Source organism: Halomonas sp. C10-5 (genome assembly GCF_057169305.1).
In genome coordinates this window covers 57,942-75,475 of record NZ_CP175665.1, presented here as the reverse complement: position 1 = coordinate 75,475, position 17,534 = coordinate 57,942, and the positions used below count along the sequence as shown (strand labels likewise).

Annotated in this window: 17 protein-coding genes; 8 read left to right on the top strand and 9 right to left on the bottom strand. The window is 62.9% G+C overall.

From position 1 onward, the window contains the following. Positions 1–98: 98 nt before the first annotated feature. From ACJ7IV_RS00350 to ACJ7IV_RS00320, 7 genes are all read right to left on the bottom strand, one after another. Positions 99–1,394, bottom strand: coding sequence for a TRAP transporter large permease (locus ACJ7IV_RS00350; protein WP_483865297.1), 1,296 nt, complete (start codon positions 1,392–1,394; stop codon positions 99–101). Continuing rightward, positions 1,387–1,929: a TRAP transporter small permease gene (locus ACJ7IV_RS00345; protein WP_349607416.1), complete on the bottom strand. Its 543-nt coding sequence runs from the start codon at positions 1,927–1,929 to the stop codon at positions 1,387–1,389. Before ACJ7IV_RS00345 ends, ACJ7IV_RS00350 begins: the two co-directional genes overlap by 8 nt. Positions 1,930–2,067: 138 nt before the next feature. After that, on the bottom strand, positions 2,068–3,126 hold the full coding sequence (locus ACJ7IV_RS00340) for a TRAP transporter substrate-binding protein (protein ID WP_483865296.1): 1,059 nt from the start codon (positions 3,124–3,126) through the stop codon (positions 2,068–2,070). Between the two features lie 382 nt (positions 3,127–3,508). Beyond that, positions 3,509–4,021, bottom strand: coding sequence for a MarR family winged helix-turn-helix transcriptional regulator (locus tag ACJ7IV_RS00335; RefSeq protein ID WP_483865295.1), 513 nt, complete (start codon positions 4,019–4,021; stop codon positions 3,509–3,511). A gap of 9 nt (positions 4,022–4,030) precedes the next feature. Next, positions 4,031–5,326 carry a TRAP transporter large permease gene (locus ACJ7IV_RS00330; RefSeq protein WP_483865294.1) on the bottom strand — a complete coding sequence of 432 codons (1,296 nt, stop codon included), beginning with the start codon at positions 5,324–5,326 and terminating at the stop codon, positions 4,031–4,033. Further along, positions 5,319–5,861, bottom strand: a complete 543-nt coding sequence (locus ACJ7IV_RS00325) for a TRAP transporter small permease (protein ID WP_483865293.1) — start codon at positions 5,859–5,861, stop codon at positions 5,319–5,321. Before ACJ7IV_RS00325 ends, ACJ7IV_RS00330 begins: the two co-directional genes overlap by 8 nt. 26 nt (positions 5,862–5,887) lie before the next feature. Beyond that, positions 5,888–6,943: a TRAP transporter substrate-binding protein gene (locus tag ACJ7IV_RS00320; protein WP_483865292.1), complete on the bottom strand. Its 1,056-nt coding sequence runs from the start codon at positions 6,941–6,943 to the stop codon at positions 5,888–5,890. Positions 6,944–7,233: 290 nt separating this feature from the next. On the opposite strand from ACJ7IV_RS00320, the gene ACJ7IV_RS00315 reads away from it, so the two are divergent. The 7 genes from ACJ7IV_RS00315 (at position 7,234) to ACJ7IV_RS00285 (ending at position 14,581) form a co-directional block, all read left to right on the top strand. Further along, positions 7,234–8,202, top strand: a complete 969-nt coding sequence (locus tag ACJ7IV_RS00315; protein WP_483865291.1) for an MBL fold metallo-hydrolase — start codon at positions 7,234–7,236, stop codon at positions 8,200–8,202. Positions 8,203–8,256: 54 nt separating this feature from the next. Next, entirely contained in the window at positions 8,257–9,969 is a 1,713-nt protein-coding gene (locus tag ACJ7IV_RS00310) for an FAD-dependent oxidoreductase (protein WP_483865290.1), read from the top strand. Beyond that, positions 9,956–10,162, top strand: a complete 207-nt coding sequence (locus tag ACJ7IV_RS00305; protein WP_483865289.1) for a DUF2783 domain-containing protein — start codon at positions 9,956–9,958, stop codon at positions 10,160–10,162. Before ACJ7IV_RS00310 ends, ACJ7IV_RS00305 begins: the two co-directional genes overlap by 14 nt. A gap of 44 nt (positions 10,163–10,206) precedes the next feature. Beyond that, the gene (hmgA, locus tag ACJ7IV_RS00300; protein WP_483865288.1) at positions 10,207–11,514 is read left to right on the top strand and encodes a homogentisate 1,2-dioxygenase; all 1,308 of its coding nucleotides are present in this window, start codon (positions 10,207–10,209) and stop codon (positions 11,512–11,514) included. 63 nt (positions 11,515–11,577) lie between these two features. Next, the gene (locus tag ACJ7IV_RS00295) at positions 11,578–12,597 is read left to right on the top strand and encodes a fumarylacetoacetate hydrolase family protein (protein WP_483865287.1); all 1,020 of its coding nucleotides are present in this window, start codon (positions 11,578–11,580) and stop codon (positions 12,595–12,597) included. An 18-nt stretch (positions 12,598–12,615) separates the two neighbouring features. Next, positions 12,616–13,260, top strand: coding sequence for a maleylacetoacetate isomerase (gene maiA, locus ACJ7IV_RS00290; protein WP_483865286.1), 645 nt, complete (start codon positions 12,616–12,618; stop codon positions 13,258–13,260). 97 nt (positions 13,261–13,357) lie between these two features. Then, complete coding sequence (locus tag ACJ7IV_RS00285) at positions 13,358–14,581, top strand: multidrug effflux MFS transporter (protein ID WP_483865285.1); 1,224 nt, start codon at positions 13,358–13,360, stop codon at positions 14,579–14,581. 62 nt (positions 14,582–14,643) lie between these two features. Here the strand turns inward: ACJ7IV_RS00285 and ACJ7IV_RS00280 are convergent, their stop codons facing one another. Further along, positions 14,644–14,853 (bottom strand): hypothetical protein, encoded by a 210-nt coding sequence (locus ACJ7IV_RS00280; RefSeq protein WP_349607403.1) that lies wholly within the window; start codon positions 14,851–14,853, stop codon positions 14,644–14,646. Between the two features lie 2 nt (positions 14,854–14,855). After that, positions 14,856–16,535 carry an FAD-dependent monooxygenase gene (locus ACJ7IV_RS00275; protein ID WP_483865284.1) on the bottom strand — a complete coding sequence of 560 codons (1,680 nt, stop codon included), beginning with the start codon at positions 16,533–16,535 and terminating at the stop codon, positions 14,856–14,858. 132 nt (positions 16,536–16,667) lie between these two features. Here ACJ7IV_RS00275 and ACJ7IV_RS00270 point away from each other — a divergent pair, with 132 nt between their 5' ends. Next, positions 16,668–17,450, top strand: coding sequence for a LuxR C-terminal-related transcriptional regulator (locus ACJ7IV_RS00270; RefSeq protein WP_483865283.1), 783 nt, complete (start codon positions 16,668–16,670; stop codon positions 17,448–17,450). Positions 17,451–17,534: the final 84 nt, after the last annotated feature.

Sequence of the window (17,534 nt, the reverse complement as noted above, 5' to 3'; positions counted from 1 at the left end):
TCGAGTCAAATCAGGGCGACTTTTGACACTTAAAAAACATTTATGAGGGAGATTCTTGTATCACTTATGGCTTCCAGCCCAACTTCACGCCCCTCGCATCAGTAAAGCAGGTCAGGAAGGAAGAGCGCGATACCGGGGAGCAGCAGCACCAGCAGGGCGCGAATCGTGCCAGCCACCCAGAACGGCGTCACCCCGCGGAAGATCGTCCCCGTCGCCACATCCGGCAGCACCGCCCTTAGCACGAAGACATTCATCCCCACCGGCGGCGTGATCAGGCTGATCTCGATCACGATCACTACCAGGATGCCGAACCACACCAGGTCATAGCCGAGCCCCGCCACCACCGGGAAGAACACCGGTACCGTCAACAGCAGCATCGACATGCTCTCGAACACGCAACCCAGCACCACATAGATGGCGATGATCGTCAGGATCACCACGAAGGGCGCCACGTTCATGCCGGTGACCAGGTTGAGCAGATCATTGGGCAGTCCAGCTCGGTTGATGAAGTTGGCGAAGATCAGCGCCGTCAGCACCACCGCAAACAGCATCGCCGTGGTACGCACCGTGTCCATCAGCACGTTCATCAACACTCGCGGTGACAGGGAACGGCGCATCAGAGCGATCAGGAAGGCCCCCATGGCGCCGATGCCCGCCGCCTCGGTGGGGGTGAAGATCCCCAGATAGATGCCACCGATCACCAGCACGAACAGCGCCAGGGTGCTGCCCACGCTCTTGAGTGCGGCGATGCGCTCCGGCCAGGGCACCTTCTGCGCCGCCGGGCCCGCGTCGGGGTCGCGCCACAGCACCCACTTGACCGCCCCCAGGTAGAGGAAGATCCCGAGGATGCCGGGAATGAAGCCTGCGGCAAACAGCTCGCGGATACTGGTCTCGGTGAGGATGCCGTAGATCACCAGCATCACGCTGGGCGGAATCAGGATGCCCAGAGTGCCGCCGGCGGCGATGGAGGCCGAGGCCAGCGAGTCTTTGTAGCCATACTTGCGCATCTGCGGCATGGCGACGCGTCCCATGGTGGCGCAAGTGGCAAGACTGGAACCGCAGATGGCACTGAAGCCACCGCAGGCCACGATGGTAGCCATCGCCTGGCCGCCCTTGCGGTGTCCCAGAAAGCCATTGGAGGCCCGGAACAGGGCATCCGACAACCCGGCATGGGAAACGAAGTTACCCATCAAGATAAACAGCGGGATCACCGACAGACCGTAGTCCATGGCGGTATCCACCACCCGCCGCGCCGCCATCGACTCGGCAGCGCTCACGTTACCGGTCAGGTAGTAGAAGCCGGCGAAACCGACGATCCCCATCGCGAAGGCCAGGGGGACCCGCAGGAACACCAGCACCAGCAAAGCCGCAAATCCGTAGAGTGCTTCAGTCATGGTTCCCTCCTGGGCTCAGCGGGCCGCCTCGCTTGACCACCTTGAACCCTTCCAGCAGATACAGCACCGCCCGCGCCAGGGTCAGCAGCGCCGACAGGGCCAGCATGATCGAGATCAGCCCGATCAGGTAGCCGTAGGGAATGCGCAGAAACTCGGTGACATCACCCCACGAAAAGGCCCGTTCGGCCAGGGCCCACACGCGCAGGGACATCACCCAGAGCGCTGCCGTCACTACCAGGTTCACCAGCACTTCCCGCACCCAGATGAACCGAGAGGGAAAGATGGCATCCAGCAGGTCCACGCTGACATGCTCCTGCCGCCAGCACACTACCGGCAGCGACAGGAACACCAGCGCCGCCAGCATCAGCTGCGTCAGCTCGACAGCACCAAGGATCGGCGAGTTGAAGAAGTAGCGGCCGCCCACATCCACCGTGGTCAGCAGCATCATGCCGAAGAGCGTGGCGCCCGCCACCCCCTCCAGCATCAACTGCAGTACACGGCCAATACGAGCCGGGCGCATCGTCAGGGTCTGCATAGTAGAACTCCTGTTGGCGAGGGAGCGTACACCTCGATAGAACGCAAATCCGCGCCATACCGGAAACGTGACAGGTGCCGGTGTGGCGCGGACTCGGGTTCAATATCAGTATGAGTACCTGGCGTATGAATGAAGCGCTTACTTAAGCTCGTCCGGTACCAGGGGAGCCACGGAGTCTTCCTCGGCGGCAACGGCGAGCTGCTCACGGAAGAACTCGATGGCCGCCATCGCATCAACCCCGCGGCTGTCGGAGACCTTGTCGGCCCACTCGGAAATCATCTCATCGCTGATGCCGCGCAGCGTCTCGAGATCCTCAGCTCCCAGTTCGGTGAAGGTGTGGCCCTGCTCCTCGGCGAACTCCACGCCGCGCACATCCATGGTGTCCATCATGTATCCGAACAGCCTTGACAGACGCTCGCCGGAAACAGATTCGATGGCCTCACGATCCTCGGGGGAGATCCTGTCCCAGAACATCGGATTCATGGCGATGGTGAAACTTCCGCGGTAGAAACCGCCATCCACCTTGAGGGTGTGCGGGAAAATCTCGGCTACGCGGAAACTACGCAGGCCCTCGGGAACCAGCATGGCACCATCGATGACACCCTGGGAGCCTGCCTCGTAGACGCCGGTAGGCGGCAGGGCAACGCCGGTCAGGCCGAGAGCCTCGGAAAGGTCTCCCATTACCCCCCCACCGACACGGATACGCTTGCCCTGCATGTCTTCAAGGGTCTCATACTGCTCGCTGCTGAAGATCCAGCCGGGACCGTGGACACCGGCGGCTACCACATCGACGCCACGATGCTCAGCGGCCTCGGCCAGATACTCCTGATGGGTTCGCCAGTATGCGGCTGAAGCATTTTCAGAGGAGAAATCCTCGAAGGTGGGGAATTCAGGCAGCTTGGTCAGCTCGAAGCGGCCCGCGTTATAGCCATGAAAAATCCAGGTGGCATCGGCGATGCCGTCGGCGATGATCTCCATCTGGGAGTCGGGCGGCCCCATATCATGCACCACATTGACCTTGACGCGGCCCTCCGTGGCTTCTTCGATCCATGCTCCCCATGTTGGCCATACCATGGTGTTGATCCCATGATTGGGGCCAGCCCAGGTACTGATAGTCAGCGTGGTCTCGGCAAGGGCAGTAGAGCTCATCACAGCAGCGGTCAGGGTGCCTAGGATCAGGCCTGTAGTCTTGTTCATTGTAAGTATCCTCCGACTTCACGGGGCGAGCGGCACGCGCTCGGTTAGTAGGTGGCTTTCATCCTGTGAACCTGGCGAATGGGCCGGCGAGGCCTGATACAGGCCTAATGCGATACAATTTCTTCAGCTCAGAGCCAAAACAGGAAACACTTCGTGGGATACAATGCCTCGTAATCCTCCACCCCGCAATCCTCACACGACCAATAGATAATACAACTTAAGTATTGCGCCAAAAAAAATGCTTATAATCATGGCATTGCAGATTTCCTGCCAGAAAGAAGAGGCTCGAGATGCGGTAATGGCTTGCAACAAAAACGGCAACATGACCAGTGCCACGTTGCCGACAAGAGGGAATCAGGTAGCGCTGTCCTGGCTTCGCGCCCTAACCGATACGCTCAAGCTGCCGCTCCAGCTTGCTCATGGCATTCAGCAGGTCACGGTACTCGCTGGCACTCAGCGTGGAGACCAGTTCAGACTCCCAAGAGTGAGCATCGGGAATAAGCCCCTCCAGCAACCGCCCCCCCTCCTGTGTCAGATGCAGATCATGGACACGCTGATCGTGAGGTGAGGGGCTGCGCTTGATAAGCCCCCTGTCCTCCAGGGCCTGTATCGCGCGTGATACCCGTGCTTTATCCATGTTGGTATATGCACAAATTTTCTTGGCGGTCAGGTCATCGCAGTGGCTCAGCCATGACAACACTCGCCACTGGGCGACGTTGAGGCCATAACGTTGGGAGTACATACGCTCCAGCTCATCGCTGATGCGGTCCGCCAACTTGTTCAACCTGTAGGGGAGAAACTGATTGAGATCTATCTCTGGCTTGGAATGGCCAGCAGCCTGACTGCTGGCCTTCTCGGTCACTCCTTCCTGTGGCGCACTTTCCTCTATATCCATAGTAATTGCCTAGTAAAGCAGGTCAGGAAGGAAGAGTACGATACCGGGGAGCAGCAGCACCAGCAGGGCGCGAATCGTGCCAGCCACCCAGAACGGCGTCACCCCGCGGAAGATCGTCCCCGTCGCCACATCCGGCAGCACCGCCCTCAGCACGAAGACATTCATCCCCACCGGCGGCGTGATCAGGCTGATCTCGATCACGATCACTACCAGGATGCCGAACCACACCAGGTCATAGCCGAGCCCCGCCACCACCGGGAAGAACACCGGTACCGTCAACAGCAGCATCGACATGCTCTCGAACACGCAGCCCAGCACCACATAGATGGCGATGATCGTCAGGATCACCACGAAGGGCGCCACGTTCATGCCGGTGACCAGGTTGAGCAGATCATTGGGCAGTCCAGCTCGGTTGATGAAGTTGGCGAAGATCAGCGCCGTCAGCACCACCGCAAACAGCATCGCCGTGGTACGCACCGTGTCCATCAGCACGTTCATCAACACTCGCGGTGACAGGGAACGGCGCATCAGAGCGATCAGGAAGGCCCCCATGGCGCCGATGCCCGCCGCCTCGGTGGGGGTGAAGATCCCCAGATAGATGCCACCGATCACCAGCACGAACAGCGCCAGGGTGCTGCCCACGCTCTTGAGTGCGGCGATGCGCTCCGGCCAGGGCACCTTCTGCGCCGCCGGGCCCGCGTCGGGGTCGCGCCACAGCACCCACTTGACCGCCCCCAGGTAGAGGAAGATCCCGAGGATGCCGGGAATGAAGCCTGCGGCAAACAGCTCGCGGATACTGGTCTCGGTGAGGATGCCGTAGATCACCAGCATCACGCTGGGCGGAATCAGGATGCCCAGAGTGCCGCCGGCGGCGATGGAGGCCGAGGCCAGCGAGTCTTTGTAGCCATACTTGCGCATCTGCGGCATGGCGACGCGTCCCATGGTGGCGCAAGTGGCAAGACTGGAACCGCAGATGGCACTGAAGCCACCGCAGGCCACGATGGTAGCCATCGCCTGGCCGCCCTTGCGGTGTCCCAGAAAGCCATTGGAGGCCCGGAACAGGGCATCCGACAACCCGGCATGGGAAACGAAGTTACCCATCAAGATAAACAGCGGGATCACCGACAGACCGTAGTCCATGGCGGTATCCACCACCCGCCGCGCCGCCATCGACTCGGCAGCGCTCACGTTACCGGTCAGGTAGTAGAAGCCGGCGAAACCGACGATCCCCATCGCGAAGGCCAGGGGGACCCGCAGGAACACCAGCACCAGCAAAGCCGCAAATCCGTAGAGTGCTTCAGTCATGGTTCCCTCCTGGGCTCAGCGGGCCGCCTCGCTTGACCACCTTGAACCCTTCCAGCAGATACAGCACCGCCCGCGCCAGGGTCAGCAGCGCCGACAGGGCCAGCATGATCGAGATCAGCCCGATCAGGTAGCCGTAGGGAATGCGCAGAAACTCGGTGACATCACCCCACGAAAAGGCCCGTTCGGCCAGGGCCCACACGCGCAGGGACATCACCCAGAGCGCTGCCGTCACTACCAGGTTCACCAGCACTTCCCGCACCCAGATGAACCGAGAGGGAAAGATGGCATCCAGCAGGTCCACGCTGACATGCTCCTGCCGCCAGCACACTACCGGCAGCGACAGGAACACCAGCGCCGCCAGCATCAGCTGCGTCAGCTCGACAGCACCAAGGATCGGCGAGTTGAAGAAGTAGCGGCCGCCCACATCCACCGTGGTCAGCAGCATCATGCCGAAGAGCGTGGCGCCCGCCACCCCCTCCAGCATCAACTGCAGTACACGGCCGATGCGCGACCATTGTGATACTGAGTTTGTCATGGTGATTTCTCGCCTTGGCTAGCGTATTACTCGCTCACGACCTGATCCGCGATGCTCTCTTCTTCAGCAGCCACTTCCAGTTGGTCACGGAAGAATTCGATAGCAGCCATGCCATCCACTCCGCGCTCCTCCACGGAAGCTGCCCAACCGGCGACCATCTGATCACTGATGTCACGGAGGCTCTCGACATCGGATTCCGGAACTTCGGTGAATGTATTGCCCTGCTCTTCGGCGAAGGCCACGCCGCGGGCATCCACTTCATCCATCATGTGCCCGAAAAGCCGCGACAGGGGTTCGCCAGATACCTCCAGGATCGCCTCACGATCTTCAGGAGATACCCGCTCCCAGAACATCGGGTTCATGGCAATGGAGAAGCTGCCACGATAGAAGCCACCATCCACGGTCAGGGTATGCGGCAGCACCTCAGCTACCCGGAAGCTGCGCAGCCCCTCCTCGGTCAGCATGGCGCCATCGATAACCCCTTGGGAGGCCGCCTCGTACACGCCGGTAGGGGGCAGCGCCACGCCGGTCAGGTCTAGTGCCTGGGCGAGGTCGCCCATCACGCCACCGCCGACGCGAATACGCTTGCCCTCCAGGGCGTCGAGGCTCTCGACCATTTCCCCGGTAAAGATCTGCCCGGGGCCATGCACCCCGACAGCCACGACATCGACACCGCGGTGCTCACCGGCCTCGGCCAGGAACTCCTGATGGGCTCGCCAATAGGCGGCTGAGGCATCCTCTGAGGAGAAGCCCTCGAAGGTGGGGAATTCCGGAAGCTTGGTCAGCTCGAAGCGCCCCGGGTTGAAGCCATGGAAGACCCAGGTGGCATCGCCTATGCCATCGGCAACGATCTCCATCTGCGAGTCGGGGGGCCCCATGTCATGCACCACCTCAAGGGTCACGCGCCCCTCGGTGGCCTCCTCGATCCAGGCCTTCCAGGTTGGCCAGACGATGGTATTGATGCCGTGATTGGGTCCCCCCCAGGTGCTGACTGTGAGGGTGGTCTGAGCCAAGACGGGAGTCGACATGGCGAGAGTGGCGACACCGGCGGCACCCAGTATCAAGCGAGCGGATTTATACATTTTTTCGTGCTCCTGATTCATCAAGGGGGTCGCGGAGAAGCGACAGATGGCGCTTTCCATGGCGGACACCATGCCGGCATAAAGTATCTATCGCAACTAAATTGGCAGCATACACCATTAGACTTAAGTTTAATCAATGCCAAAATATACTGATTACAGTCAATTTTTTAAGCCTCCGATTGGCAAACTCCCCAGTTGTTTCTCAGTCAATGCTGGACATATAGTTTCAGAAGTAACTATGCTGCCGATTCACAAGACGCCAAGCGCGACCCGACGACACCGGAGGAAGCATGAGCAAGAAGTTCGCATCCCACGCCGACACGGAAGAGAAAGAGATCAGCTTCGACAAGCTGGCCGAAGGCCTCTACGCCTACACCGCCGAGGGCGACCCCAACACAGGCGTGGTGATCGGCGATGACAGTGTGATGGTCATCGACACCCAGGCCACGCCGATCATGGCTCAGGACGTGATCCGCCGTATCCGTGAGATCACCGACAAGCCGATCAAGCACGTGGTGCTGACCCACTATCATGCCGTGCGGGTGCTGGGGGCCTCCGCCTACGAGGCCGAGAACATCTATGCCAGCCAGCACACCTACGACCTGATCGTGGAGCGTGGCCAGCAGGATTACGAGTCCGAAGTCGGCCGCTTCCCGCGCCTGTTCAAGGGTGTGGACTCCGTGCCCGGCCTGACCTGGCCGAACATCGTCTTCCAGGAAGAGCTGACGGTCTACATGGGCAAGCGCGAGGTGCGCATCATCCACCTCGGCCGCGGCCACACCAAGGGCGACACCATCGTCTGGCTGCCCGATGACAAGGTGATGTTCTCCGGCGACCTGGTGGAGTACGGCGCGACCCCCTATACCGGCGACGCCTATCACGAATACTGGCCCGCCACCCTGGACCGCCTGCAGGCCATGAAGCCCGAGAAGCTGGTGCCGGGGCGCGGCGAGGCGCTGCAGACACCCGAGCAGTGCCAGGAGGCGATCCAGGGCACCCGCGACTTCCTCGCCGACATGTATGAGAGCGTCAAGGCGGGCAAGGCCGCCGGCAAGTCACTCTCCGAGTGTTACTCCGAGACCTACGCCAAGCTCAAGCCCAAGTACGGCCATTGGGTGATCTTCGATCACTGCCTGCCCTTCGATATCACTCGCTGCTTTGATGAGGCGGGTGGCGAATATCCGGATCCGCGCATCTGGACCGCCGAGCGCGATACCGAGATGTGGCACTCGCTGCAGGAAGCGGTAGAGAAGCAGTAACGGATCAGGGCAACCGCCGATGCCAAGGCATCGGCGGCCTTTCGGGAGCACGCCATGCCAACCACTTACAAGAATCCTGTCTATCCCTATCGACGCCCGACGGAGCTCGACCAGTCATCGACCCGACACTGCCCCGTGGTGATCGTCGGTGCCGGTCCCTCCGGCCTGACCGCTGCAATCGACCTGGCTCAACAGGGCATCGACAGCGTACTGCTGGACGACAACAATACCGTCAGCGTCGGCTCACGAGCGATCTGCTTTGCCAAGCGCACCCTTGAGATCATGGATCGACTCGGCTGTGCCCAGCCCATGCTCGACAAGGGCGTGACCTGGCAGCACGGCCGGGTGTTCTTCCAGGAGCGCGAGGTCTACGACTTCAACCTGCTGCCGGAGGAGGGACACCGCGTACCGGCCTTCATCAACCTTCAGCAGTACTACCTCGAGGAGTACCTGGTCGATCGGGCCGAAGATCTGAAGGAGCACATCGACCTGCGCTGGCTGCACAAGGTCACCGAGGTCGATGCCAAGCCCGAACATACGGCGATCACGGTCTCTACCCAGGATGGTGAGTACCGCCTCACCTGCGACTACCTGTTGGTCGCCGACGGCGCCAACAGCAAGATCCGTGACATGCTCGGCCTGGAGAGCAAGGGGCAGATCTTCCAGGACCGCTTCCTGATCGCCGATGTGATCATGAAGGCCGACTTCCCCACCGAGCGCTGGTTCTGGTTCGACCCGCCCTTCCATCCCAACCAGTCGGTGCTGCTGCACAAGCAGCCGGACAACGTCTGGCGCATCGACTTCCAGCTTGGCTGGGATGCAGATCCGGAAGAGGAGAAGAAGGAAGAGAACATTCGCCCCCGCGTGCAGCAGATGCTCGGCGAAGAGGTCGAGTTCGAACTGGAGTGGGCCAGCGTCTACACCTTCCGCTGCCGCAAGATGGACAACTTCATCCATCACCGGGTGTTCTTCATGGGCGACGCCGCCCATCAGGTCTCCCCCTTCGGCGCACGCGGCGCCAACGGCGGCGCCCAGGGCATCGACAACCTGGCCTGGAAACTGGCGCGCGTTCTCAAGGGCGAGGCGCCAGACGCCCTGCTAGAGACCTACAACACCGAGCGCCAGCACGGGGCAACGGAGAACATCCTCAACTCGACACGCGCCACCGACTTCATCACGCCCAAGAGCCGCGTCAGCCGGCTGTTCCGCGACACTACCCTGGAACTGGCCGAGCAATACCCCTTCGCCCGCAGCCTGGTCAACAGCGGCCGTCTGTCGATGCCCTGCCGTTATGAGGACTCGCCGCTCAATGGGGACGACGATCACAGCTTCCCGAAAGAGTTGCGGCCCGGCAGCCCGGCCAAGGACGCGCCGATCCGGCTCTGCGGCGAGAACGCCTGGTTGCTCAACCAGCTCGGTAACCGTTTCGTGCTGCTGCTGGACGCCCGACTGCCGACCAGCCAGGCAGAGGCGCTGGCACCGGAACTCGAGACCCTACTCGAGTCGCAGCCAGATCTGGACCTGTTAGTCCTGGGGCCGGCTTCCCGGGCACTGAGCGGCCTGCCGCGAACCACCCTGATGGAGGATGCCGATGGCCTGGTCGTCGAGCGCTATGGCCTGGGGCCGGGGGCTGCCTATCTGGTCCGCCCCGACCAGCACATCACGGCGAGATGGGCGGAGTTCCAGCGCAGTGCTGTCGAAACCGCCATCGATCGCGCTCTGGGAAAGCATCTTGTAGAGGAGGCCTCCCCCCATGTCACGGCTTGAGCTGAACCCGAACTTCACCGATCCGGATGCCTTCTACGCAGCCCTGACCGATGCCCATCGGGAGCGCAGCGAGGCAGAAAGCGAACAGATCAACGCGCGACTCATCCTCCTGCTGGCCAACCACATCGGTGAGCAGCAGGTCCTGGAAGAAGCCCTGACCCTTGCCACCCGCGACGCCGATAAAACGCGATAACGGGTCACGTCAAAACAACGAAAGGCACCGAAGAGGACACAGCAATGGCTGAACAACTGAGCTATCAGAACGGTTTTCGCAACCACTTCTCCACCGAGGCCCTGCCGGGGGCGCTGCCCGAAGGCCAGAACTCGCCGCAGAAGTGCCCATATGGGCTCTATGCCGAGCAGCTGACCGGCTCGGCCTTCACGGCACCCCGCCATCAGAACCTAAGAAGCTGGCTCTACCGCATCCGCCCCTCGGTGGTCCAGAGCGCCTACCAGCCGCTGGAGAACCGTCAGGTCCATACCTCACCGCTGGACAAGCCGGCTGCCGACCCCAACCAGATGCGCTGGGATCCTGCCCCGCTGCCCTCCGAGCCAACCGACTTCATCGATGGCCTGCTGACCATCGCCGTCAACGGCGATGCCGGTGCCCAGACCGGTGTCGGGGTGCATGTCTATGCCTTCAACGAGGACATGACCGATCGCTTCTTTTACTCAGCGGATGGCGAGATACTCATCGTACCCCAGCTTGGCGCGCTGCATCTGCGTACCGAGTTCGGTGAGATCGACGTCGCAGGTGGCGAAATCGCCGTGATCCCCCGCGGTATCAAGTTCCAGGTGCGCAAGGGTAAGGGTGTCGATGCCGCACGCGGCTATATCTGCGAGAACTACGGCAGCCCGCTCGAGCTGCCTGGCCTGGGGCCCATCGGCGCCAATGGCCTGGCCAATCCACGCGACTTCCAGAGTCCCGTGGCCGCCTATGAGGACCTCGAGGGCGACTTCTCACTCGTCGCCAAGTTCTCCGGCCGCTTCTGGGAGACGCGCCTGAACCACTCACCGCTGGATGTGGTCGCCTGGCACGGCAACTACGCGCCTTACAAGTATGACCTGGCCAACTTCAACACCATCAACACGGTCAGCTTCGACCACCCCGACCCGTCGATCTTCACCGTGCTGACCTCGGCCTCGGATACCCCGGGAATGGCCAACCTGGACTTCGTCATCTTCCCGCCGCGCTGGATGGTGGCCGAGAACACCTTCCGCCCGCCCTGGTTCCACCGCAACCTGATGAGCGAGTTCATGGGCTTGATCCACGGCGAGTACGACGCCAAGGCCGAAGGCTTCCTGCCGGGTGGCGCCAGCCTGCACAACTGCATGTCGCCCCATGGCCCCGATGCCGAGACCTTCGACAAGGCCTCCAACGCCGAACTGAAGCCGCAACATCTGGGTGATACCCTGGCCTTCATGTTCGAGAGCCGCTATGTCTATCACCCCACCGAGGCCGCTCTCGCCACCGAGTATCGCCAACGCGACTATGTGGATGTCTGGTCGACCCTGCGCTCCAACTTCACCCCAAATCAGCGCTGAGCCAGACCGATGCACCAACGCGGGGCCTTCGGGCTCCGCCCCTGACGAAAGGACCGAATTCGAATGAAACTGGCAACCTTGAAGAAAGGCCGCGACGGCGAACTGCTACTCGTCTCTCGTGACCTCTCCCGTGCGGTAAGTGCCGCCGACATCGCCCCGACGCTCCAGCAGGCGATCGAGGCCTGGGACGCCGTTAGCCCCAAGCTCGAGGCACGCTACACCGAGCTCAATGACGGCAAGGCCGAGGGGGCCTTCGATCTCGACCAGAGTGCCCTGCACTCCCCCCTGCCACGCACCTACCACTGGGCCGACGGCTCTGCCTACCTTAACCACGTCCAGCTGGTCCGCCAGGCGCGCAACGCCGAGATGCCCGAGACCTTCTGGCACGACCCGCTGATGTACCAGGGCGGCGGTGACAAGTTCCTGGCGCCGACCGAGGACATCGAGGCGATCAGCGAGGAGCACGGCATCGACTTCGAGGGCGAGATCGCCGTGGTCACCGACGATGTGCCCATGGCCGTCACTCCCGAACAGGCCGCCAAGCACATCAAGCTGGTGATGCTGGTCAACGACGTCAGCCTGCGCGGCCTGATTCCCGGCGAGCTCGCCAAGGGCTTCGGCTTCTTCCAGGCCAAGCCGGCCTCCGCCTTCTCGCCCATCGCGGTCACCCCGGACGAGCTGGGTGATGCCTGGCAGGAGGGCAAGGTGCACCTGCCGCTGACCGTTCACCTCAACGGCGAGAAGTTCGGTGAGCCCGAGGCCGGTCCCGACATGATCTTCAGCTTCCCGCAGCTGGTGGCCCACGCGGCTCGCACCCGCTATCTGGGCGCCGGCGCCATCGTCGGCTCCGGCACCGTCTCCAACCCGGACCCCGATGGCGGCCCCGGAAAGCCGGTAGCAGATGGCGGCGTGGGCTACAGCTGCCTGGCCGAGGTGCGCATGGTGGAGAAGATCCTCCACGGTGACAGCAAGACCCCCTTCATGCGTTTCGGTGACCGGGTTCGCATCGAGATGTTCGACCGTGAAGGCAAGAGCATCTTCGGCGCCATCGACCAGCAGGTCGTCAAGTACGAATCCAGGTAAGCCAGCGGAGATGCGATAATGACCACGCTCTACGGCTACTTCCGCTCGTCGGCCGCCTACCGGGTGCGGATCGCGCTGAACCTCAAGGGGATCGACTACGACCAGTCACCTGTCAACCTGGTCAAGGGTGAGCAGCGGGAAGCCGCCAACCTGGGGCGCAACCCCCAAGGCATGGTGCCCTCACTGGTCACGGATGCAGGCGTCACCCTGACCCAGTCGCTGGCCATCTGCGAATACATCGATGAGCGCTACCCGGAACCCCCGTTGCTCCCGGCGGACGTCACCGAGCGTGCCCGGGTTCGTGCCCTGGCCCAGGTCGTAGCCTGTGAGATCCACCCGCTCAACAACCTCCGGGTGCTCAAGCACCTGGTAGGTGAGCTCGGGGCGGATGACGAGACCAAGCTTGCCTGGTACCGCCACTGGATCGCCGAGGGCTTCCAGGCGCTGGAGTCCTTACTCACCACCGAGGCCGGAACCGGCGATTTCTGTCACGGCGACACACCGACTCTGGCGGATATCTGTCTGGTGCCTCAGGTGTATAACGCCGAACGCTTCGAGTGCGATCTCTCGGCCTACCCGACGATCCAGCGCATCGTCGCCAACTGTCGTGCCCTGCCGGCCTTCCGGCAGGCGGCACCGGAGGCGCAGCCGGACGCCCCCTGATAGAAACTGGCGGGCCACCGAGCGGGCACGGCATACGGCATGACGCCGTACCGTGCCCGCTTTTACGTCACTACACGACAAGATCAAGGAGGACCCCATGCTCCGGCTGACTTCCCCTGCCACCATCATCGTACTGGCCGCACTGACCGCCCTGGGTCCTCTGGCCACCGACATGTACCTGCCGGCCATGCCGGCCATGGCCGAGGCCCTCGCCACCGGGCCCGACCAGATTCAGCTGACGCTGAGCCTCTACATGGCCGGTTTCGCCATGGCCCAACTGCTGTGCGGACCGATCTCCGACCGCTTCGGGCGGCGCCCGGTGATGATCGCCGGCTTCACCCTCTTCCTGCTGGCAAGCCTGCTGTGTGTCTTTGCCCCGACTGTCGAATGGCTGCTGGCGGGGCGCTTCCTGCAGGCCTTCGGGGGTGCCGCCGGCCCGGTGTTGGGGCGCGCCGCGGTGCGCGACATCTACGGCCCTGTCGAGGCTGGACGTGTGCTTTCCTACATGGCCAGTACCATGGCATTGGCCCCGGCGCTTGCGCCGGTGGTAGGGGCGGGGCTGCTGCTGTTCTTCGGCTGGCAGTCGGTCTTCATGCTGCTGGCGGTCTATGCCGCCATCATGCTGCTGATTCTGGCGCTGCTGATGCCCGAACCGCTGCCACCAGGTCGCCGACAGTCGGTGGCCCCCAGGGTGATCCTGGCCAACTACCGCATGCTGCTGACCCAGCGCAGCTTCGTCGGCTATACCCTGATCAATGCCAGCGGCTTCGCCGGCCTCTTCGCTTTCCTCTCCGGTTCCTCCTTCGTGCTGATCGAATACATGGGGCTCTCCCCCTTCCAGTACGGGGTCGGCTTCATCCTGATCGTGGTGGGGTTCTTCTCGGGCACCCTGTTCAGCGGGCACTACAGCCACCGACTGGGGCGAGACCGGCTGCTGATGCTGGCTACCCTGATGTGTGCACTTGCCGGCACCATCATGGCGCTCCTCGCCTTAGGCGGCGTCCACCAGCCCTGGGCAGTTATCGGCCCGCACATCCTGTTCCTGTTCGGCTTCGGGATCGTGATGCCGCAGAGCATGGCCGGCGCCCTGGCACCGAACCCGCAGTGTGCCGGCTCGGCCTCGTCGCTGTTCGGCTTCCTGCAGATGACCATCGCCGCCCTGGGCGGCGCCCTGGTCGGCCAGTTCCACGACGGCACCTCACGCACCATGGCCATCGCCATCGCACTAGGAGGGCTCGTTTCGCTTGGGGCCTATCTGGCACTCATACGGCAGGGAAGCCGAGCCACAGGCAACTCTCGCGAAGGTTGCCGTCAAGGGTGAACTGAGCGCCTACCAAGCATGGGCTGGTCACTGCGTCCAGCCCAGCTCTTGCTCCACATCGCTCAGGCGCTGTCCCGATCGATGAGGGTTCCCTCCTGCGCCTCCTCGATAGCAGCCATCACTTGACCGACGTCCGCCACGCGATTCGCCAGCGCCAGCGCCAGCTGCGCCAGGAAATGGCGCTCCTCACTTTCCGGGAGCTCATCCAGGGTATTCGCCAGTCGTTCGTAGACCTGCTCGAGATCGGCGAAGGGCAGTGTGGTATCGGTCATGGTCATTCTCCTCCCAGGGCAGTAGTCAGGGTCGCGCTCAACTCGGCCGGATCGAGCACCATCCAGCGGGCCGCCACGTGACGGTCGGGGCGAACCAGGTAGGCGCTGCCGGGCCGCGCCCCATAGCCGGCGAACAGGCTGCCATCCACATCGACGAGGGTCTTCTCGTCACCCGGTGTGCGTGACGCACGCTGCAGGGTGATATCCAGGCCGCGGGAGCGGAGGTCGTCGAGCGTCTGCTCCAGTCCCCCGTCGATACGTCCATCCTCGCTGAAGTGGAGGAGGTTGAAGCCACTGCCGAGATGATCGAGCAGGAAGTCATCATCACCCAGGCGGCGGTTGATCAACGGTGCCCCCGGGGTGGGGCCGGCCTCGAAGGAGGGATCATCGGCCAGGGTCAGCGGGCTCTCCGCGTAGGTATAGGGGGTCACCTGGCGAGGGTTGGCGAAGCCGCTGGCGTAGGCGTTGTGGTAGGCCAGCGCCAGGGCGGCATCGCGCATCAACGCATGGCCGCGGGTGGGCGGCGTCATGAAACGCGTGCTCTTGCCGGCATTGGCGAACACGTCCAGGGTAGCACCGCGCCGCTCCGGGCTGTAGCTGTCCAGAAGCCGATCCGGGGCCTGCCCCTTGAGGATGGCCGCCAGTTTCCAGCCGGCATTGGCAGCATCCGCCAGGCCGTTGTTGAGTCCGCGCACGCCGAAGATCGGCACCAGGTGGGCGCTGTCGCCGATGAACAACACGCGTCCATGACGATAGTCATCAAGCGCCAGGGTGTAGGCCTTGTAGAGGCTCCACCACTCCAGCTCCCAGTCACCCTGCTCGTGCATCACGTCACGCACGACCAGCTCGACCTTCTCACGGATGCGCTCCTCGAGAACTGCCTCTTCGGGGTCTTCGCCCGGCGCCAGCTGATAGTCGATGCGCCAGATATCGTCGGGCTGCTTGTGGACCAGGATGGTGGTGTCGGGCATCGCCTTGGAGTGGAAGAAGGCACGCCTTTCGGTCGGAAAGTCGGACTTCAGACGCACGTCGGCGATCACATAGCGACCCTCGTAGGCCTGGCCATGCAGGGAGAGCCCCAAGGCCTCGCGAATCCGGCTGCGCCCGCCGTCGGCGGCCAGCAGGTAATCGCACTGCAGCCGGTAGTCCCCCTCTGGCGTGGCCACCTCCAGGGTGGCTCCGTCGTCACTCTGGCTGACGCCGGTGAGCCGGCTCTGCCAGCGCATCTCGATCAGATCACTGGCCTGAGCCTTGTCGATCAGGAACTGCTCGATGTACTGCTGCTGCAGGTTGTACATCGGGTAGTAACGCTCCTGATCGGAGTGCGGCATGCGAAAGCGATAGATCTCACGATCACGGAAGTAGGTACGCCCCTGGGTCCAGCCCAATCCCTTCTGCTCGAAGGGCGCATCGACACCAAGCTGCTGCAGGATCTCGAAGCTGTGGCGGGAGATACAGATGGCGCGAGAGCCGTCATTGACGGTGTCCTTGTCGTCCAGCACCACGGAGGCGATGCCGTGACGGGCCAGTTCCAGGGCGGCCGTCACTCCCACGGGGCCGGCACCCACGATGGCTACCGGGTGGCGCACAGCCTCGCCCTCCAGTTCGGGTGGGCGCACAAAGTGGAAATGCGGGTAATCGAAGTAGAGCGAATCGGTCTCTGAGCGTCCGGCGGGTCGCATGGACACCTCCTGCAGGGGTTGGGGTTGTTGTGGTCTGACGTGGACGCAGCGTATCCCCGTGCTACCCTCCCCTCATGTCCCCTTAAAAAGGGGACATCTGAACCTTTCCCCTCGACCATGGTAGTAGCCGACATGTCGACTGGCCTACCCGATAACCAGACACCCGACTGGCCGGCACTCATGGCCATCCTGGCCGACTGTGTGGCCGAGCTCGGCAACGCGTCGTTCGGCGATTACCTGACCGCCCTGCTGCGCAGGAGCCTGGGCGTCGAGCAGTGCATCCTGTTCGCCTATACCCGCGGCGACGCCATGTCGTACCTGCTGGTGGATAACAGCCGCTATCCCAAGGTGGCCGGGCGGCTCGCTCGCCTCTATGCCAGCGGCCTGTTCCGTCAGGACCCCAACTATCCCAGGCTTCGCGAGCTGCTTGAGGCAGGTGATGGGCGAGCGGAGGCCGTACTGATCCCCATGCCCAAGGACATGTCACCGGCCTACCGCAGCCATCTGTTCGCCTTCCCGGACCTGGCCGACAAGGCGTCCATCGTGATCCCTGCCCCCGATGCCATCTACTACCTGAACCTCTATCGGGACCTGGCCCGCGGACCTTTCAGCCGCCATGATCTGGGAGGCTTGCAGGCCCTGACGCCACTGATCGCCAGTCTGATCCGGCGCCACTACCGCCAGGCACGCCCGGCCGCCCTGCCCGCCCGCCACGAGGACGCGGAAGCCCTCCAGACACTCTCCGAGCGCGAGCGAGAGCTCTGTCTGCTCCTTTTACACGGCCATACTCTCAAGACAGCCGCCTCCGAGCTCGAAATAGCCCTCTCCACCGCCGAGACCTTCCGCAAGCGTGCCTACGCCAAGCTTGGCGTGCGCTCCAAGGCTGGGCTGCTGGGGCTGTGCCGACGGGTTTGAAAACAACGGACTCTGCCCAAAACAGGGTTAGCAGTTCGGCGTCTGGTGAGATTCGGAAGAAGCCATCCGCGGCCCCCAAAGCAC